Source organism: uncultured Shewanella sp., assembly GCF_947495455.1.
GTDB lineage: Bacteria > Pseudomonadota > Gammaproteobacteria > Enterobacterales > Shewanellaceae > Shewanella.
In genome coordinates this window covers 1-21,727 of sequence record NZ_CANLZC010000013.1, presented here as the reverse complement: position 1 = coordinate 21,727, position 21,727 = coordinate 1, and the positions used below count along the sequence as shown (strand labels likewise).

The window sequence follows — 21,727 nt, the reverse complement described above, 5'->3', positions numbered from 1 at the left end:
TCGTTATCGTGTCAAATTTAGATCTGGATTTTTCACCTGATTTTAGGCCATTGGCGGCAAGAATGCGGCCTCAAACTTTAGCTGAATATGTGGGGCAGGCACATTTATTGGGTGAGGGGAAGCCATTGCGTCTCGCTTTGGAGGCCGGTCGTGCCCATTCCATGCTATTTTGGGGGCCACCGGGGACAGGTAAAACGACATTAGCGGAGCTGGTGGCCCAGTATACCAATGCCCATGTGGAGCGGATCTCTGCCGTGACATCCGGTGTGAAAGATATTCGAAACGCCATTGAACAGGCAAAGAGTGTGGCTCAGTCACGAGGTCAACGCACCTTACTTTTTGTTGATGAAGTGCATCGTTTTAATAAAAGCCAGCAAGATGCATTTTTGCCTTTCATTGAAGATGGCACTGTGATTTTTGTGGGCGCAACCACAGAAAATCCGTCTTTTGAAATCAATAATGCTCTACTTTCTCGCGCCCGTGTTTATGTGATTAAACCACTGACACAGGCAGAAATTATTAGCATCATTACTCAAGCCCTTCATGACACGGATAAAGGCTTAGGCAAACGTCAGTTGACTATGTCAACGGATGTGATGGAAAAACTGGCCAATGTCAGTGATGGTGATGCGCGAAAAGCATTGAATCTTATTGAGTTGATGAGTGATATGCTCGATGATGGCGCCTCCTTTACAGCCGAAACCTTAGTGCAAGTGGCGGGTCAGCAGCTGGCGGGATTTGATAAAAATGGTGATAAATTTTACGATTTGATTTCTGCTGTGCATAAATCCATTCGTGGCTCATCCCCCGATGCGGCCCTTTATTGGTATTGTCGCATGCTAGAAGGGGGCTGCGATCCTTTGTATGTGGCGCGGCGGTTATTGGCCATTGCCTCAGAGGATGTAGGTAATGCCGATCCTATGGCCATGTCCGTTGCGGTCAATGCGTGGGAGTGTTTTCATCGCGTTGGCCCAGCAGAAGGAGAGCGCGCCATTGCTCAGGCGGTGATTTATTTAGCCTGTGCACCAAAAAGCAACGCTGTGTATACGGCATTTAGCGCAGCAAGAGCCTTAGCAAAAACCTCTGGTCATGAACCTGTACCCAATCATTTACGTAACGCGCCAACAAAACTGATGCAAGAACAAGGTTTTGGTGAAGAGTATCGCTATGCCCATAATGAGCCTAATGCTTACGCTAGCGGCGAATGTTATTTTCCCGAGGCTTTAGCCCAGAGTCAATTTTATTTTCCCACCGCACGGGGATTTGAAAAGCGCATTCAAGATAAACTAGCGTCTTTGGCTGAATTGGATAAACACAGTCAGGTAAAACGCTATGAATAATTTATTGCTGGTGGCCTTAGGCGGCTCAGTGGGGGCGGTATTAAGGTACAGTTTATCATTATTTATGCTTCAGCTATTTGGTAGCGCTTTTCCTTTTGGTACACTATTGGTTAATCTTGTCGGCTCCTTTGCCATGGGCGTAGTGTATGCCTTAGGGCAAGTGGCCCATGTTAGCCCTGAAATGAAGGCATTGGTTGGGGTTGGGTTACTTGGTGCGTTAACGACCTTTTCTACTTTTTCTAATGAAACCTTGTTGTTGTTGCAAGAAGGTCTAATAGTCAAAGCTATTTTAAATGTTATTTTGAATATCGGTCTGTGTTTATTTGTTGTATATTTAGGGCAACAATTTGTTTTTTCTCGCTTTTAACTATTAATAAGATAATAAGATATGTTAGATCCAAAATTTTTACGAAATGAATTAGAAGTGACCGCTGAGCGCTTAGCCACTCGCGGGTTTATTTTAGAGGTTGATCGCTTAAGCAAGTTAGAAGAGAAGCGTAAAGTCTTACAAGTGGCCACAGAAGAGCTACAAGCATCCCGTAATGCCATGTCAAAATCCATTGGCCAAGCGAAAGCGAAAGGTGAAGACGTTGCGCCTATTATGGCCAAAGTCGGTCTTTTGGGCGATGAGCTTGATGCAAAAAAGCATGAATTAGCCGCATTACTTGAAGAACTTCATTCTATTGCCATGAGTGTGCCGAATTTACCCGATGAGTCGGCGCCTGTGGGGGCGGATGAAAATGACAATGTGGAAGTGCGCCGTTGGGGCACGCCACGTGAGTTTGATTTTGATGTCAAAGATCATGTGGACTTAGGCGAAGCCATTGGCGGCCTTGATTTTAAAAGTGCCGTGAAGATCAGTGGATCGCGCTTTATTATCATGCAAGGGCAAATTGCTCGCATGCACCGTGCGTTAACGCAATTTATGTTAGATCTGCACACAACAGAGCACGGTTATACCGAAACTTATGTTCCGTTATTGGTCAACAGTGATAGCTTACATGGTACAGGTCAGTTACCTAAGTTTGGTGAAGACTTATTCCATACTCAACCTGCAACCGAAGAAGGCCAAGGTTTAAGCCTTATTCCAACGGCGGAAGTGCCTTTAACGAATTTAGCTCGCGATACCATTATCGATGAAGCGGATCTACCGGTTAAATTAACGGCGCATACTCCGTGTTTTAGAAGTGAAGCAGGCTCTTATGGCCGTGATACTCGTGGGCTTATTCGTCAGCATCAATTTGATAAAGTCGAATTAGTGCAGCTTGTCAAACCAGAAGAGTCGATGCAAGCTCTTGAAGGGTTAACACGGGATGCAGAAGTGGTGCTAGAAAAGTTAGGTCTGCCGTACCGAACGGTGATCTTGTGTACCGGTGACATGGGCTTTACCGCCAGTAAAACCTATGATATTGAAGTTTGGCTGCCAGCGCAAAATACCTACCGTGAAATTTCATCTTGCAGTAATACGCAAGATTTCCAAGCCAGACGCATGCAAGCGCGTTTTAAAGCCAAAGGCGCGAAAAAACCGTCATTATTGCATACACTCAATGGCTCGGCATTGGCAGTAGGCAGAACCTTAGTGGCCATTTTAGAGAATTATCAAAATGCCGATGGCAGCATTGCTGTGCCAGAAGCCCTGCGTCCTTATATGGGTGGATTGGAGAAAATCGGTTAATCGGTTAACCGATTTACAGTAAGGTTTCACACATATAAAACCGTGCAAAGCAGCACGGTTTTTTTATGGCTGTTTTAGCCCTGATGTTAATTTGGCCAGTATTATTGCCTTTGAATTAATCATTCCATGGCTGGTGAGGTTTGAGTCCTTCTTATTAATCGACAGTTGGCTTATGAATATTAAGCTTTGCTTAATGGAAGTGTGTATGATTATTCTTTATCACCTGCGGTGAGGCTAAGGTCGTGGATCCCCACTAATGTGGACATCACAAATTTAATAAGGAAGTGTTATTGGTTATTAATTAAGTGTGTTTGTACTTTAGGCTCTTCCAATATATCAATTGCTTGCCGCAGGCTTATGTGCAAGTAACTCTCGGGATGCTGTAGACCCATCCATGGGCGCTCTGCGATTTCATCCTTGAAATCGAAGCCCTCGAATTCACTTACACTGATTGGAAAAGGAAAGGGGGACGTCTGCGAATTAGCTTTATGGGAAAAGTGTGAGCTATCTCGATGGTTTTGTATTGGTTTAGCTTAGTGGTAAGCATTATGTTTACATAAGTATCATTTAAGAGTATTTTGTTGGCTGTTTCAACTTATAGCGTAGGTTGAATAATATTCATATTGATTAACAATTGGTTATCAGTGTACTCTAGCTTAACGATTTGTTTTAATAAAAGAGTAATCAGTGTGAAAAATTATCCTGCTGCTGTTGAATAAGCTGTTATGCGACTCAGGAAGAATTCATTTGAAATTTGCAATGATATATGGACCCTCAGGGATTGGAAAAGAGAGTGTTGGACGTGAACTTGCCAAAAGAAATGGTTGGCATGTATTTCCACAACATTTGGCTTTTGATGTTGCATGTGCAGTTATTGGTTTTGGTAACGATGGTTTTGAGGTTTATCAACGTAAAATTTGTCTGGACGCCTTTCAAAAACTCCTTGAAAACAATGCTAAAGGCGTTGTTTTTACCTTTTGCTATGTTCATCCTTTCAGCGATTACTTTATTGAAGGACTATTAGAGTTTTTGCGTGAATCTGGTATTAATGCAAACTTTATACGACTAACATGTGACTACGATGAGCATGTAAAAAGAGTTACTAATACTGGCCGCCACAATACCAATAAAATCCAATCAAAAGAATATCTGGATGATTATTTAGAAAGGTTTAATTTCTCTGTCAATATACCAAATGTGGAAACATTTCAGATAGATAATACAGCAATGTCCATTGAGGCATCAGCTAAAAAAATTGAGAGTAAAATCATCACATAACAAGCCATTACAGTAACGGGACTGCTAACAGCTTGCTCGGTTCCGCTTCGCTTCACATTTTAGCAAACTATTATCAGCCCCTGAATGGGGCGTTAGTAGTCTTAGATAACTTACCGAAGGAAAATTAAATTGGAATTGTCAGAGTTTATAAATCAGATATTACTACCATTTGGGGGAGTATCTGCTGTCCTGATCGCTTTGGCTGCTTTTTTAGGGAATGTGAACACCAAAAGAATAATTAACGGCGACTTGGCAAAGCACAAAATGGAACTTGAGGCGTTTAAGGCTAGGAGCAATGTGGAGCTGCAGGCACTTAAAGATAATCACGCCAAGGACTTAGAGTTAGTGAGACTTGAACATGCTAGCAAAATGGATGAAGTTCAAAGCCAATTTAAAACGGAATTTCTAAAGTACGAGGCATACGCATCCATCTCTAAGGAAAAGTATCAAGATCTCTTTGAAAGGAGAATATCGGTTTACAGCGAGCTATTGAGTTTGAAAAGAGAGATAGATGACTCTATTGTTGAAAACGCCGAGATGTTAGAGATTCATGATGATGATCCAAGTCATTTCACTAATGCTGTTGCGAAAATAAGCAAAGCTTCTCAAGAAAACCTCATGCTCATCTCAAATGAGCTAGCCACCTTATCAAATAAACTCAATAGCAGATCATCTCAGGTTTTTAGAAGTGCTAAAGTAACAGCTTTCTTTGCAAATATGCACAGCTATGAAACAGATAGCCCAAACTATGAAGCTATTATGGATGCTGAGGATAGTGAACTAAGAAATATGTTCTCTGAGTGTGGAGACCTCTATGAGAGTTGGTTTAAACAACTTGAGAAAGATGTATCTAAGATAAGAGCGATCTTAGACTTTTCGGGAGAGTTTTTAGAGAAAGCTACTAACAAGTCAAAGCACGCGGACGCAGCATAGCTGTGCCGGTGTTTGAGGTGTTATGTGTAAGAAGGCACGATGAAAGTTAACTTCAAGAAGGCTGTTTTAACGCTGCTCGCAATCATAATCTCATATGGCGCTACTCTCTTGTGGTGGCGAGTTTGGATGTATCAAGGTTTGGTTGGTCCAGTGCCATTTATACACTGGTTTGTGCCAAGCGATGGCGAGGCCTCGTACCTCCTAACAGAGCTAGAAATGTTTGTGCATTAATATGTTTATTTTTAATCTGTTACCTTGCTTATTCCGCATTCACTAATAAAAAGGGTTAGTAAGCAAAGTGCAATACAATCACATAACAAGTTTAGCGAGTCCAGCCCAGGGAAAAACACCCGTGGGCTGGACTCGCTACGCTCGCCGCTGCTAAAGGCGTTAGGCGAAATGAGAGCATGGAGGTCGCTTGAATAATGAACAAGAATTTCTGTCAGGTATAGCTGATGCAGAAGAATCAGAAGTCCAGGTAAGAATTGCAGAATCAGCAGATGCGTCGACCTTATGTGGCGTCGTAGAAAATGCAGGCGACTTTGCAAAAAATATGCGAGATAAAGTCGTAGACCCGAGAACCCCTAGCATTGCGTGTAGAACCAAATGCGATCATTGTTGCTACCAGTCGGTTTCTATAACGGCTCCAGAAGCTTTGAGGATTGCTGATTACTTAACACAGCGGAAATCGAAGCTCGTTCAACGGTTCATCTATAAACTGAATACTTTAAACAGCAAGATTGAAGAAAAGACGCCTGAACAGAGGGGAACTCTTAATCTGCCATGTGCATTCTTAGAGAAAGGTAAGTGCCAAATATATAAAGTGCGTCCTTTGTTATGTCAGAAGCATACATCACTTAACCTGAAGGAATGTATTGCTGCAAAACCAAAAGGCTTTCCTCCAGGTAGTATTACTGAAGAAAAAGCGCAGCATGTAACGTACACGGCCGTACTATCTGGATATCGAAGTGGATTACAGAAATCTCTACCAACGAGTTTTCATGGCAACTACGAGCTAACTAAGGCTATTTTGGTTGCCTTGGAGACTGAGGATGCGGCCACTTTGTGGATTTCAGGACAAGATGTGTTCAAGGGTTGTGAAATTAAATTGGCGTAAATCGCCTAACAAGGTGCTGCTACGGAAAATTTACTCGCTGGCGCTCCAAATTTGCCGCAGAGCGCGGCGTTAGCCATCAGGTCAAACTATGAGACTACGATATTTAATCTTTATTTCATTAATGCTTTCCAGCTTTGCTACCTATTCATGTTCGCCATTGCAAAGTAGAGTCTTTCAACCGAATGAGGATGCCCATAAGTGGCACACAAATAAGAAGACAGGCTTTGTTATTGGCTTGCCGAAATTAGAGGTTGTTTCGGTCGAGGTAAATCGAGGGGGAGATTCTGACGGTGTAAGTTGTATCGATGCTGGTAGCGTAATTGTTAAAGTCAAAATACCAGAAGGTTCCCCGTACAAATTTGAGGAGTTTGGTGTCTATCTAAAATCTAAAAATATACGCAATGGAGAAAATCCATTGGTAGGTCACCAAGTACCATTGATGCCTGTAGAAGTAAAAGGCCGTGTAGGTGCGTTTATGGTTGCTTGGGTAGACGGGCACCCAAAGTATCAAAAACCAATTGATATGACCGCTGAAGTAATTTCAATATCAAATCTACTTCAGCTAGGTCCCTCTGTTGAATTTCAAATTAAGTCGGAGAAAAATGGCTAACAATAAAGACACAAGCAAGCACAACCAAGACATATATGGACGCTTCACGTTGAGTCAAGTTTGTTTTGACTTTTGAAAGCTAAAGACATCTAGCCAAGGTCTAATAGGCCTTGGTTATTAAAATTAACTCCTTCTGACTTACTCGCTACTTACTCAATGTGGTCATTAGTCTCGATGCTGGCTATTTATGCACGCTCAAGGTATACACTGACATCGCTCTATAACAAAGAGGCGGGCTTAATAAGCTGATGTTTGTGGTTTCTAGTGATAAAAGTGATTGTAATAGATAATAAAATTATTGATTAACTGTTTTTTATAGTGTTAATCATAATGATGATTAAGGTAAGAAAAACGCTCATGTGTGCTATGCAAAGGTTAGCAGGTTAAGATAAGCGAAGGTTATTAAATAGACTTTATATTCAATATTATCGTCGCATTAGGATTAGTGTCAGCAAAAGACATAGCAGAGCACAACTAAGTGAACACAATCAAGACACACAGTGCGTCTAGATAAATCAGGAGTGTCCATATATGTCTTCATTTGTTATTTGTTTATGAGATCAACGAAAGAGATAAAATTTTATGTACAAAGTCGGCGTTGTTTTGTTTGATGGTTTTACTGATGTAGATTTTTTTCTTATGTATGATTTGCTTGGGCGAACAAGTGATAGTTGGACGGTTAGTATACTGGGAACTAAACCTGAACATTATTCCCACCTTGGTATGAAAGTTAGCACTGACGGACATGTTTCAGAGGTAACGGATCAAGATGCAGTGCTTATCACTAGCGGTAAACGTGGTATCCCTGCAGCCTTGAAAGATACTGGATTTATGTCAGCGCTGAATCTTGACCCAAATAAGCAGCTAATTGGTTCTATTTGTGCGGGGTCATTTATTCTGCATGAGTTAGGTCTACTAAAAGGTAAGCGGTTAACGACGAACCCAGATGCTAAGGGCGTGCTGCAAAGTATGGGAGGAGATGTTCAGAATCGACCTCTTGTGGTAGAAGGCAACATAGCCACTGCTGGAGGTTGTCTGTCAGTGATGTATCTCATTGGTTGGCTTGCAGAGCGGCTTTTTGACTCAAATAAACGAAAAATTATACAAAATCAATTAATTCCAGCTGGGCAGTTAGCACTTTTTGAAGAGCTTATTGCCACAACTATTCAATCAGCAGAGTGGGAAAGTTCGCATAACAAAGCGTTTAAGAGTGATTCGTAATGCCATCGCATTTTTTACTCTAAATTGAGTTTAGTGTTTAAGTTGTAATGCCGAGGCTTTGTGTAACGTTACTGATACCTTAACGCGGCTACATATTATATATTCCTTATGTAGACTCGGAAAATAATGTGAGCGTTCGGCTAATACACGGCGAACAAAGTTTGGTTGAGTTTTACGTGCCAGAGAGGCTATGGCGTCAATAGTTAATGTTAAGCTTTTGGTGCTTTCCACAACATGCCATCATTAATACACTCTATCACTAAGGCTAAAGCTAGATCTTTGTACTAATCTTTAAGTGCGAGTCAATGTCATGAACTATGACCTTCGTTATGGCGTCACATAGTAATGACGTTATCCATTTACTCAACTATCATTCAAAAGGATTTCATTTTATTTGTCTTATCATTATATATCGTTTGTAAAATATACAACGTATTGTAATGAAGCTGTTTAATTACTCTCATAGTAGGTGTTAAAATGGTTATGTCGTCCAAATTAACCTCATTATTGAGGAATGTTACATCATATCTTATCGTTACAATATTTCTCCCCTTAACGGCTTTTGCTTCACCTCGTATTGATTATACTCTTACCAATGATGAATCAACGGATTACGAGGCCACGATAACCGTCAGTGGTGTCGATAGTCGGCCGGATCAAAAATGGCTGTTAGGATTTAATAGTTATTTACCTATTTCAGAAGTGACTGGAGATGGAGCGCTCATCAATTTACAAGGTGGATGTCCAACTTATGTTACTGAATGTCAAGATGAAAGCAATCTTGGTGATTTCTATGTTATTGAACCCAATAACAGCACAAAAGATACGCTGAGTTTTAAAATTACTGGTGTTTCTGGTGCTCCCAGCAATATTTCCGGGCCACCATCTGGTTATTTTATAATCCAAGTCGACGAGGATAAAACAGTCACCAATGTCGTTGATATTCCAGATGACTCAGTATTTAACAATATTGCCTTACTGGAAACAACTGGCGATTATGACTACAACAATTATTACCCCTATGTCGGTCAAGAAAAGTTAGGTCAAGATGAGTCAGGCCAAGAAAAGCTGGCTGCATCAAAATTCGTTACATCCTTGAGTGTTTCCCCCTTGCCGCAAGAAATTGATATTGATAAGGCGAATAGCATTAGCGTCACAAGTTTTAATTTGCAAGGGGCGACTCAGCTTTCTGACTTTATTACAGCATTGGATATGACACCATCACAAGATCCCGTCACTTTACCCATTAAGCTCACCATAGGTTCCGATCTTTCGACTCATGCGGATCTGGACGATTTTCAAAAGCAGCAAGGTTATACATTAACCATTAGCTCAGAAGAAGGCATTAAGGTGACTGCAACAACTGATCAGGGCTTATTCTATGGCGAGCAAACGTTGAAACAAATACTCTATGCGGCAAAACAGCGAGCATTAATGACAGGTCAATTTAAGTTACCCATACTCAGGATCACCGATTATCCTGAATATGATTATAGAGGGTTAATGTTAGATGTGACGCGCCATTTTCAAACTGTTGAAACCGTGAAAAAAGTCATAGACTCTATGTCGTTATTGAAGCTGAATAATTTGCAACTTCACCTCACCGATGACGAAGGCTGGCGTATTGATGCCTCTGGATCTTCAGATTTAAGCAATTTGTCTGATCCGGTTGAGTCAAACTATCAAGGCAAGACTCATACGGGTCTAGCGAGAGGATTCAATAGCCATGTGTTACCTAACGAATACAAGGAAGGGCCATATAGCACCAATCTTAATATTCCCACTCAAGGTTCTGGTGGTACACCTTACCCATCGACACAACCCGGTTATTATACTAAAGAGCAAATAGCTGAAATGGTTAGCTATGCTAAAGAGAGATTCATTACCATTATTCCAGAAATTGATTTACCCGGTCATGCTAGGGCTTTTATTAAATCCTATCCTGACGATCTGATTGATCCTAAAGATGCTTCTTACTACACGACGCCTCAATGGTATCATGATAATACCATTAATCCTTGTTTAGATTCTGCTTATAAAAAAATTGGTGATGCGTTAGCACTCGTTCGCCAAGACTTTCAAACCACGCCTATTTTACATATTGGTTCCGATGAGGTCTCATCGGGCGCTTGGCTCGATTCACCCGCTTGTAGTCAACTTTTAACACCTGCTGCTAATTTAAGTGATGATGACAAGAAGAATTATCTGCATTTCTATTTTATCGATAAAGTTAAACAGCTTGCAGAAAAAGAAGGATTCGAGTTGGCAGTGTGGGATGATGTGCCTGAAACTAACCCACTTAATAATCAGGTACTTGATAAAGACATCAGGATTTATACTTGGACCAGCCAAGATGCAGGCGTGACTTGGGCTGATGCGGGTTATAACACCGTGATGGTGTTGGCATCCGCTGTTTACTTTGATTTAGCCTATGGTGATTTACCATGGGAGAAAGGATACAATTGGGCTGGCTATACTGATGAATATACGGCGTACACTTACGATCCTGAAGAAGATGTGACTGAGACGAATAATGTCTTGGGTGTATCAGGCGCGTTATGGGGGGAAAATATTACATCGGTTGATCACTTAGAATATATGTTGTTTCCTAAAGTGTTAGGCCTAGCCGAAACGGCTTGGAGCAATCCAAAGGCCAGAAACTTTCCGCAGTTTATTAAGCGTATTGGGCAAAGTACACTGCCGCTATTATTTGAAGACTACGGCATCACTGATTTTCGTGTGACACCCGCTATTCCCTGTATTAATGACCAAAACCAATGGGTAATGAAATTCTACCCTATTAATAACAATCACTTCTTTGTGCAGTATCGTTCAGGTCCCTCATCACAATGGCAAAACTATGACCCCCAAAAGCCACCTGAAGTGATGACAAAAAAGATACAAACTCAGGGCGTTTTTACATTAAATGGTCAAACAATTACCAGTCATATTTATGACTATAATCCTGACTCATGTTCTACTACGGAATAAAATGGCTTTTAGCTTTGATGGGCCATGTCATCCGCGTAGCGAGAATATTGGGGAATGACACTATAGGCAAATAATACCAATTCCATTATATAGATGATCAATTCAGAGCTTCTCAGGCTTTTCAATTCAAGGCGCATTTATGCTGTAATGGTGATTCCCTTTCAAATGAATGTAACGCAGAAGTGGAATGTCTGAGCAGCTCACTTTGTGCGGGTTTCAACATACTTTATGCTACGTTAGCTGCTTTCGATATAGAATGACTATTAGCTTCAACCATCTGCCTTGCCTACAGCATGTTGAATTCCCGCTGAAAGATCACTTATATAATGGAATTGGTATAAATCATCTAACCTGATGGTTTATTTGCCTTGGACCCTTATATTGATAGAGATGTTCATTTTAGAGATTATCCTTGACTTTGAAGACGCGAAAGAACCTCGCTTAAATCATTACAGGCTTGGGTGATAGAAGATAGTTTCTTATGCGTGTTGACTTTATTTAATCCTGATGCTGACTCGTTATTTTTAACTTTATATACATGTCTTTATTTATTTTTAATCTTTGGTCAATTGAACAGCGTTGATAGGATCCGTCATACTGCTTGTCTTCTATCTAGATTGAAATGAGTCAGTATAATGTCATTCTCATTAAAAAAAATAGCACCTTCAGCGCCTTGTTTAGCCTTATTATTCCCTTTTTTGCTTTTCGGCTGTAAATTCAGCGATCTCGATACAGTGTGGAGTACCACAGAAACTACCGATACCAGCAGTGATGATACTGATAGTTCAGATGACACGGCATACGTGCTTTATGCGCCTATGTCATCAACATCGACTTATTTAGTGGATGAAGATAATAATCAAACCTATGAGTGGAGCAGTGATTATAAACCGGGTCTTGTGACCTATTTAGACAGTGAAGGTTACCTGGTTCGCACAGGTTATGATGAAGACAATATTGCAACAGATGATAATTTATTTTACCAAAACCAGCCTAGCTTTAATTTTGGTGGCGTGGTTGAGCGCAGTTATATTGATGCAGACAGCGGTGATACTGTTATTGATTGGACATTAAATTATCAGGATGATTTGGGGGAGGATTATGACGACACTATGCCCCATCATGATATCGCAATTTTGCCCAGTGGTAATATTTTGATGCTGGTTTGGGTGAGAAAGTCTTATGATGAAGCTGTTGCAGCTGGCAGAGATCCGGATCTTATCGATGAAACTAATGGTATTTTGTCAGAGCGGATTATTGAAGTTGAACGTACTGAAAATGATGATGGCACTAATAGCTGGGAAGTCGTGTGGCAGTGGAATGCTTGGGATCATTTGATCCAAAACCAATACGCGGATGAGGAAGATAATTATACTGATGAAGACATTATCGATCATCCTGAAAAAATTGATATCAATTATATTAGCAGTAGTACTGATGATATTATTCATTTAAATAATATTCATTATATTGAAGATTTTGATCAAATCATAGTTTCATCAAATACATACAGTGAGCTTTGGGTTATTGATCATTCAACAACCACAGCAGAAGCTGCCACATCATCTGGTGGAACCTATGATAAAGGTGGAGATTTACTGTATCGATGGGGAAATCCTCAAGCCTATGGTTACGAAAATGACACTTATACTTTTTTAAGTGGTGTGCATGATGTCAATCTGGTACTGGATTCAGATGCCAGTAATGGATTTGGCACCTTTTTGATGTATAACAACAATAAAGGTGAAACCAGCAGTCAGGTGATTGAAATGACGCCACCTATTGACTCTGATGGTTATTATACTCTAGGCGATGACAGTGAAGGTATTGATGATCTTTACGGTCCTTTTGAAACCGATTTAGCGGCTGATATTGGTTACCAAGAAAATAGTGTGGGTTCAGCACAAAAACTGTCTTCCGGTGACTATCTTTCTTGTGATTGTGGTGGAACGGGGGTTGCCGTATGGTTAGACAGTGATGGCAGTGTGACAGATGAAATGGATCCTTCGACCAATACCACAGGCACCAGTGGGGCTGTGTTCAGGCTTTATCAGTTTGATGCGAGTGACAGTGAAATTACGGGTATTGAAAAATAATCCTGAGCAGTTAAATTTTTGTCGCCATCTGTTTACTTAGATTGGTATCAGATGGCGAGTTTACTTCCGTGACTGATAAATTATGTCCTTTTATAGCGTTATTAATATGTTTTGATAGACACTAACAGGTTAACTTAAACCAATGAATTGAAATTTTTTATGTTACAGCACAGGGAGTTGCTGTGGAGCTGATAATAGCGCGGGCTGCACCTACGTAAAAGGCTATGGCCGTTATTCTATGATTTGATTGAGTGATAGAGTCAATGTCAACGTAGCCAATTGGATGATATTTCTCGCATTTAGCGCACCCATCACTATTTTTCCTATCAATTTTAACACTTCTTTAGGTGGATTTGAGTCCTGCAATGATGAGTTTTTGAAGTTGTGATCCTTTTACAGCTATAGTTAGTTTAGCGTCGAATAAGAATAAAGGAATATCATGCTGATAGAGTGGCCCATATTTGCTGTTGAGTGTGTGTTAATCGGTGGACTGGCGGGTTTTGTATACGGCGTGTTTGGCAGTGGCGCTGGGTTAATTTTGGTGCCGGGTTTTTATTATATTTTACGTCAATTTCCTGAGGTTGAGGCTTATCAGATGCAGGCGGCAATAGGCACCGCTGCTATGGGGGCTATGCTGCTTGGTTTATCTGCGGCCTACATGCAATGGCGAAGTGGCTATGTTAAGGCTGTGATAGTAAAAATAATGTTGCCGGGACTCGTTGTAGGGAGTTTGGTGGCCATTGGTCTACTCAATATTATTTCCAGTGGCGGTGTGAAACATCTGTTTTCTGTTCTGATCATAGCGGTTGCTTTTTGGTTTTGGAGTTATGACCAACAGAGTGATAAAACAAAATGGTCTTTGACGTCGAGCTATCATCATTTTTTAACTTTTTTACAAGGTCTTTGGTGGTTTTTACTGGGTGTTCCTGTCTTTACTGTACCGTATTTATGTAAATGTGGCATTCGTTTACGTCTTGCTATCGGTTGCAGTACTTTTTTAGGGCTATTGCTATCATCAATGGGGGTGGTATTGCTTATCACCACGGGCATATTTCAGCTTCGTCATGTGTATATTCATGGTCAATTGGGCTTTGTGAATATATATATTGTGGCTTTTTCGTTGATCCCCAGTGCGGTAATGGCTGCTGTAGGAGTAAAAATAGGCGCAAAGCTTCCAAAAGTCTACTTGCAAAAAGTATATGCGATATTGGTATTCGTTGTGGGCGTGCTGATGTTTTTTTAATGTGTTTTGACTAAGCTTGATGGGGGAGGGCTTGGTAGATAGGGCTTGGTAGGCAGGGCTTGATAGGCAGGGCTTGATAGGCAGGGGAAGTTAATATGTCCTAGACCCTTACAGTGTATTTACATAATTTTTGCAGGATTTTTTATATGAGATGTCTTGTGATCTAGGATGGACTCCGTTTGGTATTGTGAAATTATTATGGATCAAGCATCGTTTAACATTAGATTTTTATCTCACCCTATGACACGTCGACAACTCTTAAAGAGTGTCGCGTCCATTGGTGCATTGACATTGGCATCGCCATCTCCTTTAGAAGCAGTGACGAGCTCGTTACTAGGCTCACTGTCACCCAATTATCTCTTTCTTACTGTGTCAGAGCGATTAACTGAGACAAAGGGTTTGATGCCTGTGTTGAGTACGCGTTTTTATCATGCGTTAAAGGCGGAATATCCCTTCTTTGATATTACGTTAAGGGCATTGGCAACTGAATGTGAAACTGCCAATGAAGGGGCTTTAGCTTCTCAGCTAAGCTCGAGTTCAGCCGTTACCGCTAAACAGATCCTTTGTGCATGGTATACAGGCATGGTGGGAAAAGGGACGCATGCACAAGTGATCACATATCGTCATGGTTTGGGCTTTAATGCCGTTGATGACGTGTTAGGGGTGCGTAGTTATTGTCCTAACAAACCTGGGTTTTGGGCGATTGAGCCAAGAGAAAGGACGCCATAATGACAGTGAAAAAAGCGGATGTGGTTATTGTGGGTTCCGGTGTCGCGGGGGGATTAATTGCACATCAATTAGCGTTAAAGGGGAACTCAGTCTTGTTACTTGAAGCGGGCCCTCGTTATACCAGAGGTGAATTGGTTGAACGGTTTCGTAATCACCCAAATAAAACGAATTCTATGGCACCTTACCCTAGCACGCACTATGCACCTCATCCAGAATATGAACCAAATAATGCTTACTTTATTCAACAAGGGGAGCAAGCTTACCAAGTTCAGTATGTTAGAGCCGTGGGAGGAACGACTTGGCATTGGGCGGGGTCGACTTGGCGTTTTTTGCCCGTCGACTTTCGGCTAAAATCTAACTATGGTGTTGGTCGCGACTGGCCTATTACCTACACAGATCTAGAACCTTGGTATCAAAGTGCAGAAGAAGCTTTAGGGGTATCGGGTCCTAATGATGAAGAGCTTGGTTCACCCCGTTCTCAACCTTATCCCATGGCGGCATTACCGATTTCATATAATGAGCAAGTGATTAAGGCACGGTTGAATGCTAATGGCTTTAATATGGTCACTGAGCCTGTCGCCCGTAATAGTCGTCCTTATGATAAGCGCCCCACTTGTTGTGGCAGTAATAACTGTATCCCTATTTGCCCCATTGGTGCCATGTATTGTGGCATTACTCATGTTGAAAAAGCGGAGGCGGCAGGGGCCAAGCTCATCTCTAAGGCTGTTGTGTATCACATTGAAAAAGGGCCGGAAAAGCGTATTGTGGCGGTGCATTACAAAACGCCTGAAGGTGAGTCCGTCAAAGTTGAAGGTCAGTATTTCGTTCTCGCTGCGAACGGCATTGAAACACCTAAGCTAATGTTGAACTCTGAAATTGGCAATAGTTCAGACATGGTTGGAAGGAACTTGATGGATCATCTCGGTGTGGGTGTGCGTTTTTTTGTTAAAGAGAGGTTGTGGCCGGGCCGAGGGCCACAGGAGATGACGTCAATTGTTGGCTGGCGTGATGGTCGGTTTCGTTCACATTATGCAGGTAAAAAACTGCAACTGTCCAATTTGAACCGTACCGAACAGATGACACAAGAGATCCTTGCCCAAGATCGCTTGATTATTGGTGCGCAACTTGATAGTGAGATTCGAGATAAAGCCGCGCGTTACGTGGAGTTTTCCAGTTTTCATGAGCAGTTACCTCACCCAGAAAATCGAATCATTCCGAGTCGTGCTTACCGTGATGGATTGGGGATAGCGAGACCTACGTTTTATTATGAAATTGATGACTATGTTAAACGTAGTATTGTCCATACTCGTGAAGTATACAACAAGATAGCCAAAGTCATGGAGGGCACGAACATACACCATAGTGACAGATTGTTTAATAATCATCATATCTGTGGCACCACTCTAATGGGCAGCAGCGCTAAGGACAGTGTTGTCGATGGTGATTGTCGTACACATGATCATCCAAATTTGTTTATTGCCAGTTCTGGCACTATGCCAACCTCGGGCAGCGTTAACTGCACATTGACCATAGCAGCGCTTTCGTTACGTATTGCTGATACACTGAAACGGGAAATGTAATATGCCACGTTATCTTTTTGTGTTGTTCAGCACTATGCTCATCTGTGGAGGGCTGGTGGTGTTGAGTCTCACTTTTCTCAATATATCGACACCTTTCAGTGTCGAGAGTCAGTCAAAGATGCAGGTAGAGACAAGGCTCACTCCAGAGGGTATGAGTCGAGGAGAGTATGTTGCTAAGATGTCTGACTGTCTTGCCTGTCACACTGGCTCCCCCAATCTACCTTATGCGGGTGGGCTGCCTATCTCATTGCCAAATGGAATGACTTATTCGACGAATATTACTCCAGATAAAGAAACGGGCATTGGTCACTATTCGTTGGCAGATTTTAAACGGGTGTTACGTGCTGGGATCCGTCGAGATGGGCGCTATTTATATCCTGCAATGCCTTACACTGAGTACACCAAATTATCTGATGCAGACATTGAAGCCTTGTATCACTATTTTATGACTTCTGTGCCACCGATTCATCAAATCAACCATGAAAATGATCTGCCTATCACTATGATGCGATGGACACTCGCGGTTTGGAATGGGTTGTTTCATACCCAAGGTGCTTATCAGATAGACTCTAGTCAAACGCAAGAATGGAATCGAGGGGCCTATTTAGTACAAGGGCCAGCCCACTGCGGCAGCTGCCATACGCCAAGGGGATGGGCATTACAAACCATTGCCAACAACGAGCGTGAAAAAGGGTTTCTTGCTGGGGCGAATTTTGCGGGCTGGCATGGGTTCAACATTACCAATGATTTGAACTATGGACTGGGTAATTGGCGCCATGAACAGATAGTAGAATATCTTAAAACTGGCTCAGTGGCGGGTAAAGCTCAAGCCGCAGGGCCAATGGGAAAAGTGATCGAGTATAGTTTACGTTATTTAACCGCTGCGGATCTAAATGCTATTGCTGTGTATTTACGGGATGTTCCAGCCGTATCTGGCACGGGGAAGTCGCGGTTTGAACAAGGCAATGCGATACCACAGGATATTGAATTACGTGGTGTACCGATAGCAGAAGCGAAGCAAACAATGCCGGGAAAATTCCTCTATATGGAAAACTGCAGTGCTTGCCATGACGTTGATGGCAGTGGATCGCCTGATGGTTATTATCCGTCACTTTATCATAATAGCGTGGTGGGAAGTGATAACCCAAGTAATTTAATTCAGGTCATTTTAAAGGGTGTTCATCGTAATAATAATCAGGGTGAAATTTTAATGCCCGCATTTTCGACACACCTATCTGATGAGCAAGTGTCCATTTTAGTTAATTTTCTTACTCGCACTTACGGCCAAGGAGATGGGAAGATCACATCAAAAGAAGTGAAAGTTCTGCGTCCTTTTGACTGAGAAGATATAAATGAGCAATAACAGGTTTAAAGAATGAGTTGTATCTGAATGGTGTCCATCGTAATAATAATCAGGGTGATATTTTAATGCCCGCATTTTCGGCACATCTTTCTGATTAGTCTGACGAGCAAGTGGCCATTTTAGTTAATTTTCTTACTCGCACTTACGGCCAAGGAGATGGAAAGATCACATCAGAAGAAGTGAAAGCTCTGCGTCCTTTTGACTGAGAAGATATACCCGTGACTAAAAAACTGGGGATTCATCAGTCACGGGTATATAAATGAGCAATAACAGGTTTAAAGAGTGAGTTGTATCATGAAAGGGTTAACTCAGGCGCAAAATCAGGTCATTGAGATTATCGAGCGTCGCGCTAAGGGAGAAAGGCCTAAACTTGACTGTGAAGTGACCATTAATTTCCATCCTGATCGCTTAACGGCAAACGGGCAGCCTGTTCTGATCGCCATGGCACAAAGTGGTAAACTCAGCTCTCAATTTGAAACGCATACCAGTAATGGCAGTTTAACGGCATATCATGGTGGCAAACGATGGCAGTGGGAATCAAGGGCGTTTGATGGCGTGTATGATACTTGTTTGCCTATTGAACGCCCTAAATATGGGGCGTTGAATTACCGAAAACAGGTTATAGGTGCATCACCTCGATTCGGATCGGCGCATTTTCGGTTAACCCCAAAAACGTTAGCGCGTACCACTTTTTGCTATCCTGATAGTTATTTTAAGCCACAGCACTTTGCGACATATCATCAGGCCGCGAGCCTTATTCAGTTAGCGGAACAGCCATTACCTGAGCACTGGGAAGCATTAGATAATTATATTGAAGCTCATATTCATGGGGACATTAATATTGAATATGATGTGGCGTCATTAGTGTTAGATCCTATCTATTCGGGTACTGAGATAGAGCGGCAAGCACGTCAATTGCCCTGTGAATTGACATGGCATAAAGGCTTTAGCGTGTCTGTTCAAGTTGTTGAACAACATGAGTCATATCGCGGTAAGAAAATTGTTGAGCTAGCCAAAATGTTGGCCCATAAAGGGGTTATTACCCCTGATTTAATTGGAGAGCGCTGCAACTTAGGATTAGATGATCCTCAGGATTTAAAGAAAGTGTGGCATTATTTAGTGACCTTTGGTTACTCTTTATGATTAATTTTTAATAAGTTACAGAATAATATTGATTCACTTTGTTTTGTTGATTAAATTCATGGGGAATGAATCTATTATAACGAGGCGTTAGGGATCAATAATGGAACAAATAAAGAAAGTGGTCATAGTCACAGGCGCTGGACGAGGCATTGGTGCGGCAACGGCACAGTTATTGGCCTCTCAAGGTTATAGGGTTTGTGTTAATTACCGAGTGCAGCAATCTTGTGCCGATACGTTAGTGAGTCAAATACGTCAAGCGGGTGGAGTGGCAATTGCTGTACAAGGGGATGTGTCTCAAGAAAGCGATGTGATTCAATTATTTGATCAAGTTGAACATCAGCTAGGCAAAGTGACCCATTTAGTGAACAATGCCGGTATGTTATTGCCACAAAAGCGGCTGGTGGATCTTGATGTTGCGCGATTTAACCAAATGATGCAAACGAATGTCACCAGCTGTTTTTTGTGCGCTAAGGAATTCATTCAGCGCATTGATTCAAAGGGGGCAATAGTGAACGTGTCATCAGCGGCGGCAAGAAGTGGCGCGCCTTTTGAGTGATACCTGTGATGCTGCAAGATACAGGGTTCAGCTGGAATAAAAAGTCTTTTAGGTAAGGCTTTGAACAGTGAGCCTAGTTGTTCTAAGCCAATGTTCAGTAACGCAACATAAAAGACTTTTAAACCAGCCCTTTGGGAGTGGGTAAAAGCACATACTTCTACGTTGTATGATCTTAAAAGGCAATAAGCATTTCTGCAATCATACGCCTTGAATTACGCACTTTTACGCACTCTGAAAACAGGTATCTTGCAGCATCACAGGTATATCGATTATGCAGCGTCTAAAGGCGCCATGGATACACTAACGAAAGGGTTATCATTAGAAGTGGCAGAACTTGGTATTCGAGTGAATAGTGTTAGACCGGGTTTTATTCATACACAAATGCATGCAAATGGTGGTGAGCCTAATCGAGTCGAAAGGTTAGCGCCTCACATTCCTCTCAAGCGTGGCGGCACGCCAAATGAAGTGGCTCATGCCATTGCTTGGCTGTTGAGTGATGAGGCCAGTTATGTCACGGGATCTTTTATTGATTTGGCGGGGGGCAAATAGCCCGCTCGTTTTTAGGATTGGTTATCGCTTTGAGCCGATATACTCTTTTGGCATAGCTCTGGCTAACACCACTATTGACAAATCTTCATGGTTGGCAATAAAAGTAAAGGTCTGCTTAATGGCTATTTGGAATAGGTTTTACATTAAAAAGTAGTCAATTGTCAGCGCAAGGTTATTGTTATTGATAATAGATGACTTGGAAGCAAAAGGGGCGTCTTCATGGCTTACCGATAGTGTGTTTAAGTTCAAAAACGAATAAAAGCAGTGTAATGAAAGTTATTGATTGGCGTATGGTGATCATAGGTGTATTACCAAGGAATAGGTCGTCCAGTGTAACTGAAAAAAGTCCCCGTATCTTGTGGCTTGAGACGCTGAATTAAGTCCGTTAAACATTGAGCGACATAGTCTGGCGTGAAGAGTTTTTGGCGAGGAACATTCTTTTGAAATGGTTGAGATAAACTTGTCTCGGTTGTACCGGGGTGAAAAGCAATAACAGTGCATTGAGGTAATTGATGTCGCCATTCAATACTAATGGTTTTCAGTGCCATATTAAGGGCGGCTTTTGACGCTCGATAGCTGATCCAGCCACCTAAATGGTTATCTGTGATACTGCCTATTTTTGCTGAAAAACTAATAAAGTAAGTTTGCTGATCCTGACGAAGGTGACAGGAGAAGTATTTGGCTAATAATATGCTGGGTAGTGCATTAGTATTGATGTTGTGTTTAAAAAATTCACTCTCAAAGCTTTTTAAGGATTTTTCTGGCTGTGCCTCTTTTGTATGCAGTATACCAATAGTATTGATAAGAAAGGTTAATGATGGAATATGTTCCGCTAAGTGTGCTATGGCTGCTTCTTGAGTAATATCGACTTTAAACCATTGTAAGCGTGGATCGGTCAAGGAAGGGGGCTGAGTATGAAAAGTGGCGTACACTTTTGTGACATTTGGCTGTTTAAGGACATGTTTGATTAAAGCTGAGCCTATGCCCCCTGTACCGCCTAAGATTAACATATTCATATTATTTCTGTTTGATGGTCATGTTCGTTGTTTGAGTATAGAAGAATGTCTTTCTTCTTGTGGCTCAGCATTTGTTATATTGACTGGGTTTTCTGCTTGTTGAACAGTATTTAACCTGAACTCGGGATGATGAGTGTCAGATAATCTCAATACTTCATTTAAAGTCAACTGAAGTGGTCAACTAATTCTGGCCACGGATTTATGTTCGCGCTTAAATAATTGTTCGGATCTGTTAGGTGTTAAACCTCCATTATATTGATGAGGCCTAACTGAGTTGTAATACCGGA

17 protein-coding genes and 1 pseudogene are annotated in these 21,727 nt (G+C 41.6%); 17 read left to right on the top strand and 1 reads right to left on the bottom strand.

Annotation, left to right across the window (positions count from 1 at the left end):
• Positions 1–8 precede the first annotated feature (8 nt).
• The 17 genes and pseudogenes from Q0791_RS05825 to Q0791_RS05745 form a co-directional block, all read left to right on the top strand.
• Positions 9–1,340, top strand: a complete 1,332-nt coding sequence (locus Q0791_RS05825; RefSeq protein ID WP_299003720.1) for a replication-associated recombination protein A — start codon at positions 9–11, stop codon at positions 1,338–1,340.
• Complete coding sequence (gene crcB / locus Q0791_RS05820; protein ID WP_299003718.1) at positions 1,333–1,707, top strand: fluoride efflux transporter CrcB; 375 nt, start codon at positions 1,333–1,335, stop codon at positions 1,705–1,707. Before Q0791_RS05825 ends, crcB begins: the two co-directional genes overlap by 8 nt.
• Positions 1,708–1,728: 21 nt before the next feature.
• Positions 1,729–3,015: a serine--tRNA ligase gene (gene serS / locus Q0791_RS05815; protein ID WP_299003716.1), complete on the top strand. Its 1,287-nt coding sequence runs from the start codon at positions 1,729–1,731 to the stop codon at positions 3,013–3,015.
• A gap of 747 nt (positions 3,016–3,762) precedes the next feature.
• Entirely contained in the window at positions 3,763–4,293 is a 531-nt protein-coding gene (locus Q0791_RS05810; protein ID WP_299003714.1) for an AAA family ATPase, read from the top strand.
• Positions 4,294–4,422: 129 nt separating this feature from the next.
• Positions 4,423–5,226 (top strand): hypothetical protein, encoded by an 804-nt coding sequence (locus tag Q0791_RS05805; protein WP_299003712.1) that lies wholly within the window; start codon positions 4,423–4,425, stop codon positions 5,224–5,226.
• 418 nt (positions 5,227–5,644) lie between these two features.
• The gene (locus tag Q0791_RS05800; RefSeq protein WP_299003710.1) at positions 5,645–6,343 is read left to right on the top strand and encodes a YkgJ family cysteine cluster protein; all 699 of its coding nucleotides are present in this window, start codon (positions 5,645–5,647) and stop codon (positions 6,341–6,343) included.
• Between the two features lie 88 nt (positions 6,344–6,431).
• Complete coding sequence (locus tag Q0791_RS05795; RefSeq protein ID WP_299003708.1) at positions 6,432–6,953, top strand: hypothetical protein; 522 nt, start codon at positions 6,432–6,434, stop codon at positions 6,951–6,953.
• Between the two features lie 582 nt (positions 6,954–7,535).
• A complete protein-coding gene (locus Q0791_RS05790) occupies positions 7,536–8,174 on the top strand; it encodes a DJ-1/PfpI family protein (RefSeq protein WP_299003706.1) in 639 nt (212 codons plus the stop codon).
• Between the two features lie 483 nt (positions 8,175–8,657).
• A complete protein-coding gene (locus tag Q0791_RS05785) occupies positions 8,658–11,165 on the top strand; it encodes a family 20 glycosylhydrolase (RefSeq protein ID WP_299003704.1) in 2,508 nt (835 codons plus the stop codon).
• Between the two features lie 635 nt (positions 11,166–11,800).
• On the top strand, positions 11,801–13,261 hold the full coding sequence (locus tag Q0791_RS05780) for an aryl-sulfate sulfotransferase (protein ID WP_299003702.1): 1,461 nt from the start codon (positions 11,801–11,803) through the stop codon (positions 13,259–13,261).
• Positions 13,262–13,700: 439 nt separating this feature from the next.
• Positions 13,701–14,504, top strand: a complete 804-nt coding sequence (locus tag Q0791_RS05775; protein ID WP_299003700.1) for a sulfite exporter TauE/SafE family protein — start codon at positions 13,701–13,703, stop codon at positions 14,502–14,504.
• Positions 14,505–14,702: 198 nt separating this feature from the next.
• The gene (locus Q0791_RS05770; RefSeq protein WP_299003698.1) at positions 14,703–15,233 is read left to right on the top strand and encodes a sugar dehydrogenase complex small subunit; all 531 of its coding nucleotides are present in this window, start codon (positions 14,703–14,705) and stop codon (positions 15,231–15,233) included.
• Positions 15,233–16,813 carry a GMC family oxidoreductase gene (locus Q0791_RS05765; RefSeq protein ID WP_299003696.1) on the top strand — a complete coding sequence of 527 codons (1,581 nt, stop codon included), beginning with the start codon at positions 15,233–15,235 and terminating at the stop codon, positions 16,811–16,813. Before Q0791_RS05770 ends, Q0791_RS05765 begins: the two co-directional genes overlap by 1 nt.
• 1 nt (position 16,814) lies before the next feature.
• Complete coding sequence (locus Q0791_RS05760) at positions 16,815–18,155, top strand: cytochrome c (protein WP_299003695.1); 1,341 nt, start codon at positions 16,815–16,817, stop codon at positions 18,153–18,155.
• Between the two features lie 315 nt (positions 18,156–18,470).
• Entirely contained in the window at positions 18,471–19,319 is an 849-nt protein-coding gene (locus Q0791_RS05755) for a DUF3626 domain-containing protein (protein WP_299003694.1), read from the top strand.
• 100 nt (positions 19,320–19,419) lie between these two features.
• Positions 19,420–19,875, top strand: a complete 456-nt coding sequence (locus Q0791_RS05750) for an SDR family NAD(P)-dependent oxidoreductase (protein ID WP_299003693.1) — start codon at positions 19,420–19,422, stop codon at positions 19,873–19,875.
• Between the two features lie 261 nt (positions 19,876–20,136).
• Positions 20,137–20,424 (top strand): annotated as a pseudogene (locus Q0791_RS05745) (SDR family oxidoreductase); the annotation flags it as partial.
• Positions 20,425–20,732: 308 nt separating this feature from the next.
• Here the strand turns inward: Q0791_RS05745 and Q0791_RS05740 are convergent.
• Positions 20,733–21,440 (bottom strand): SDR family NAD(P)-dependent oxidoreductase, encoded by a 708-nt coding sequence (locus tag Q0791_RS05740; RefSeq protein ID WP_299003692.1) that lies wholly within the window; start codon positions 21,438–21,440, stop codon positions 20,733–20,735.
• Positions 21,441–21,727: the final 287 nt, after the last annotated feature.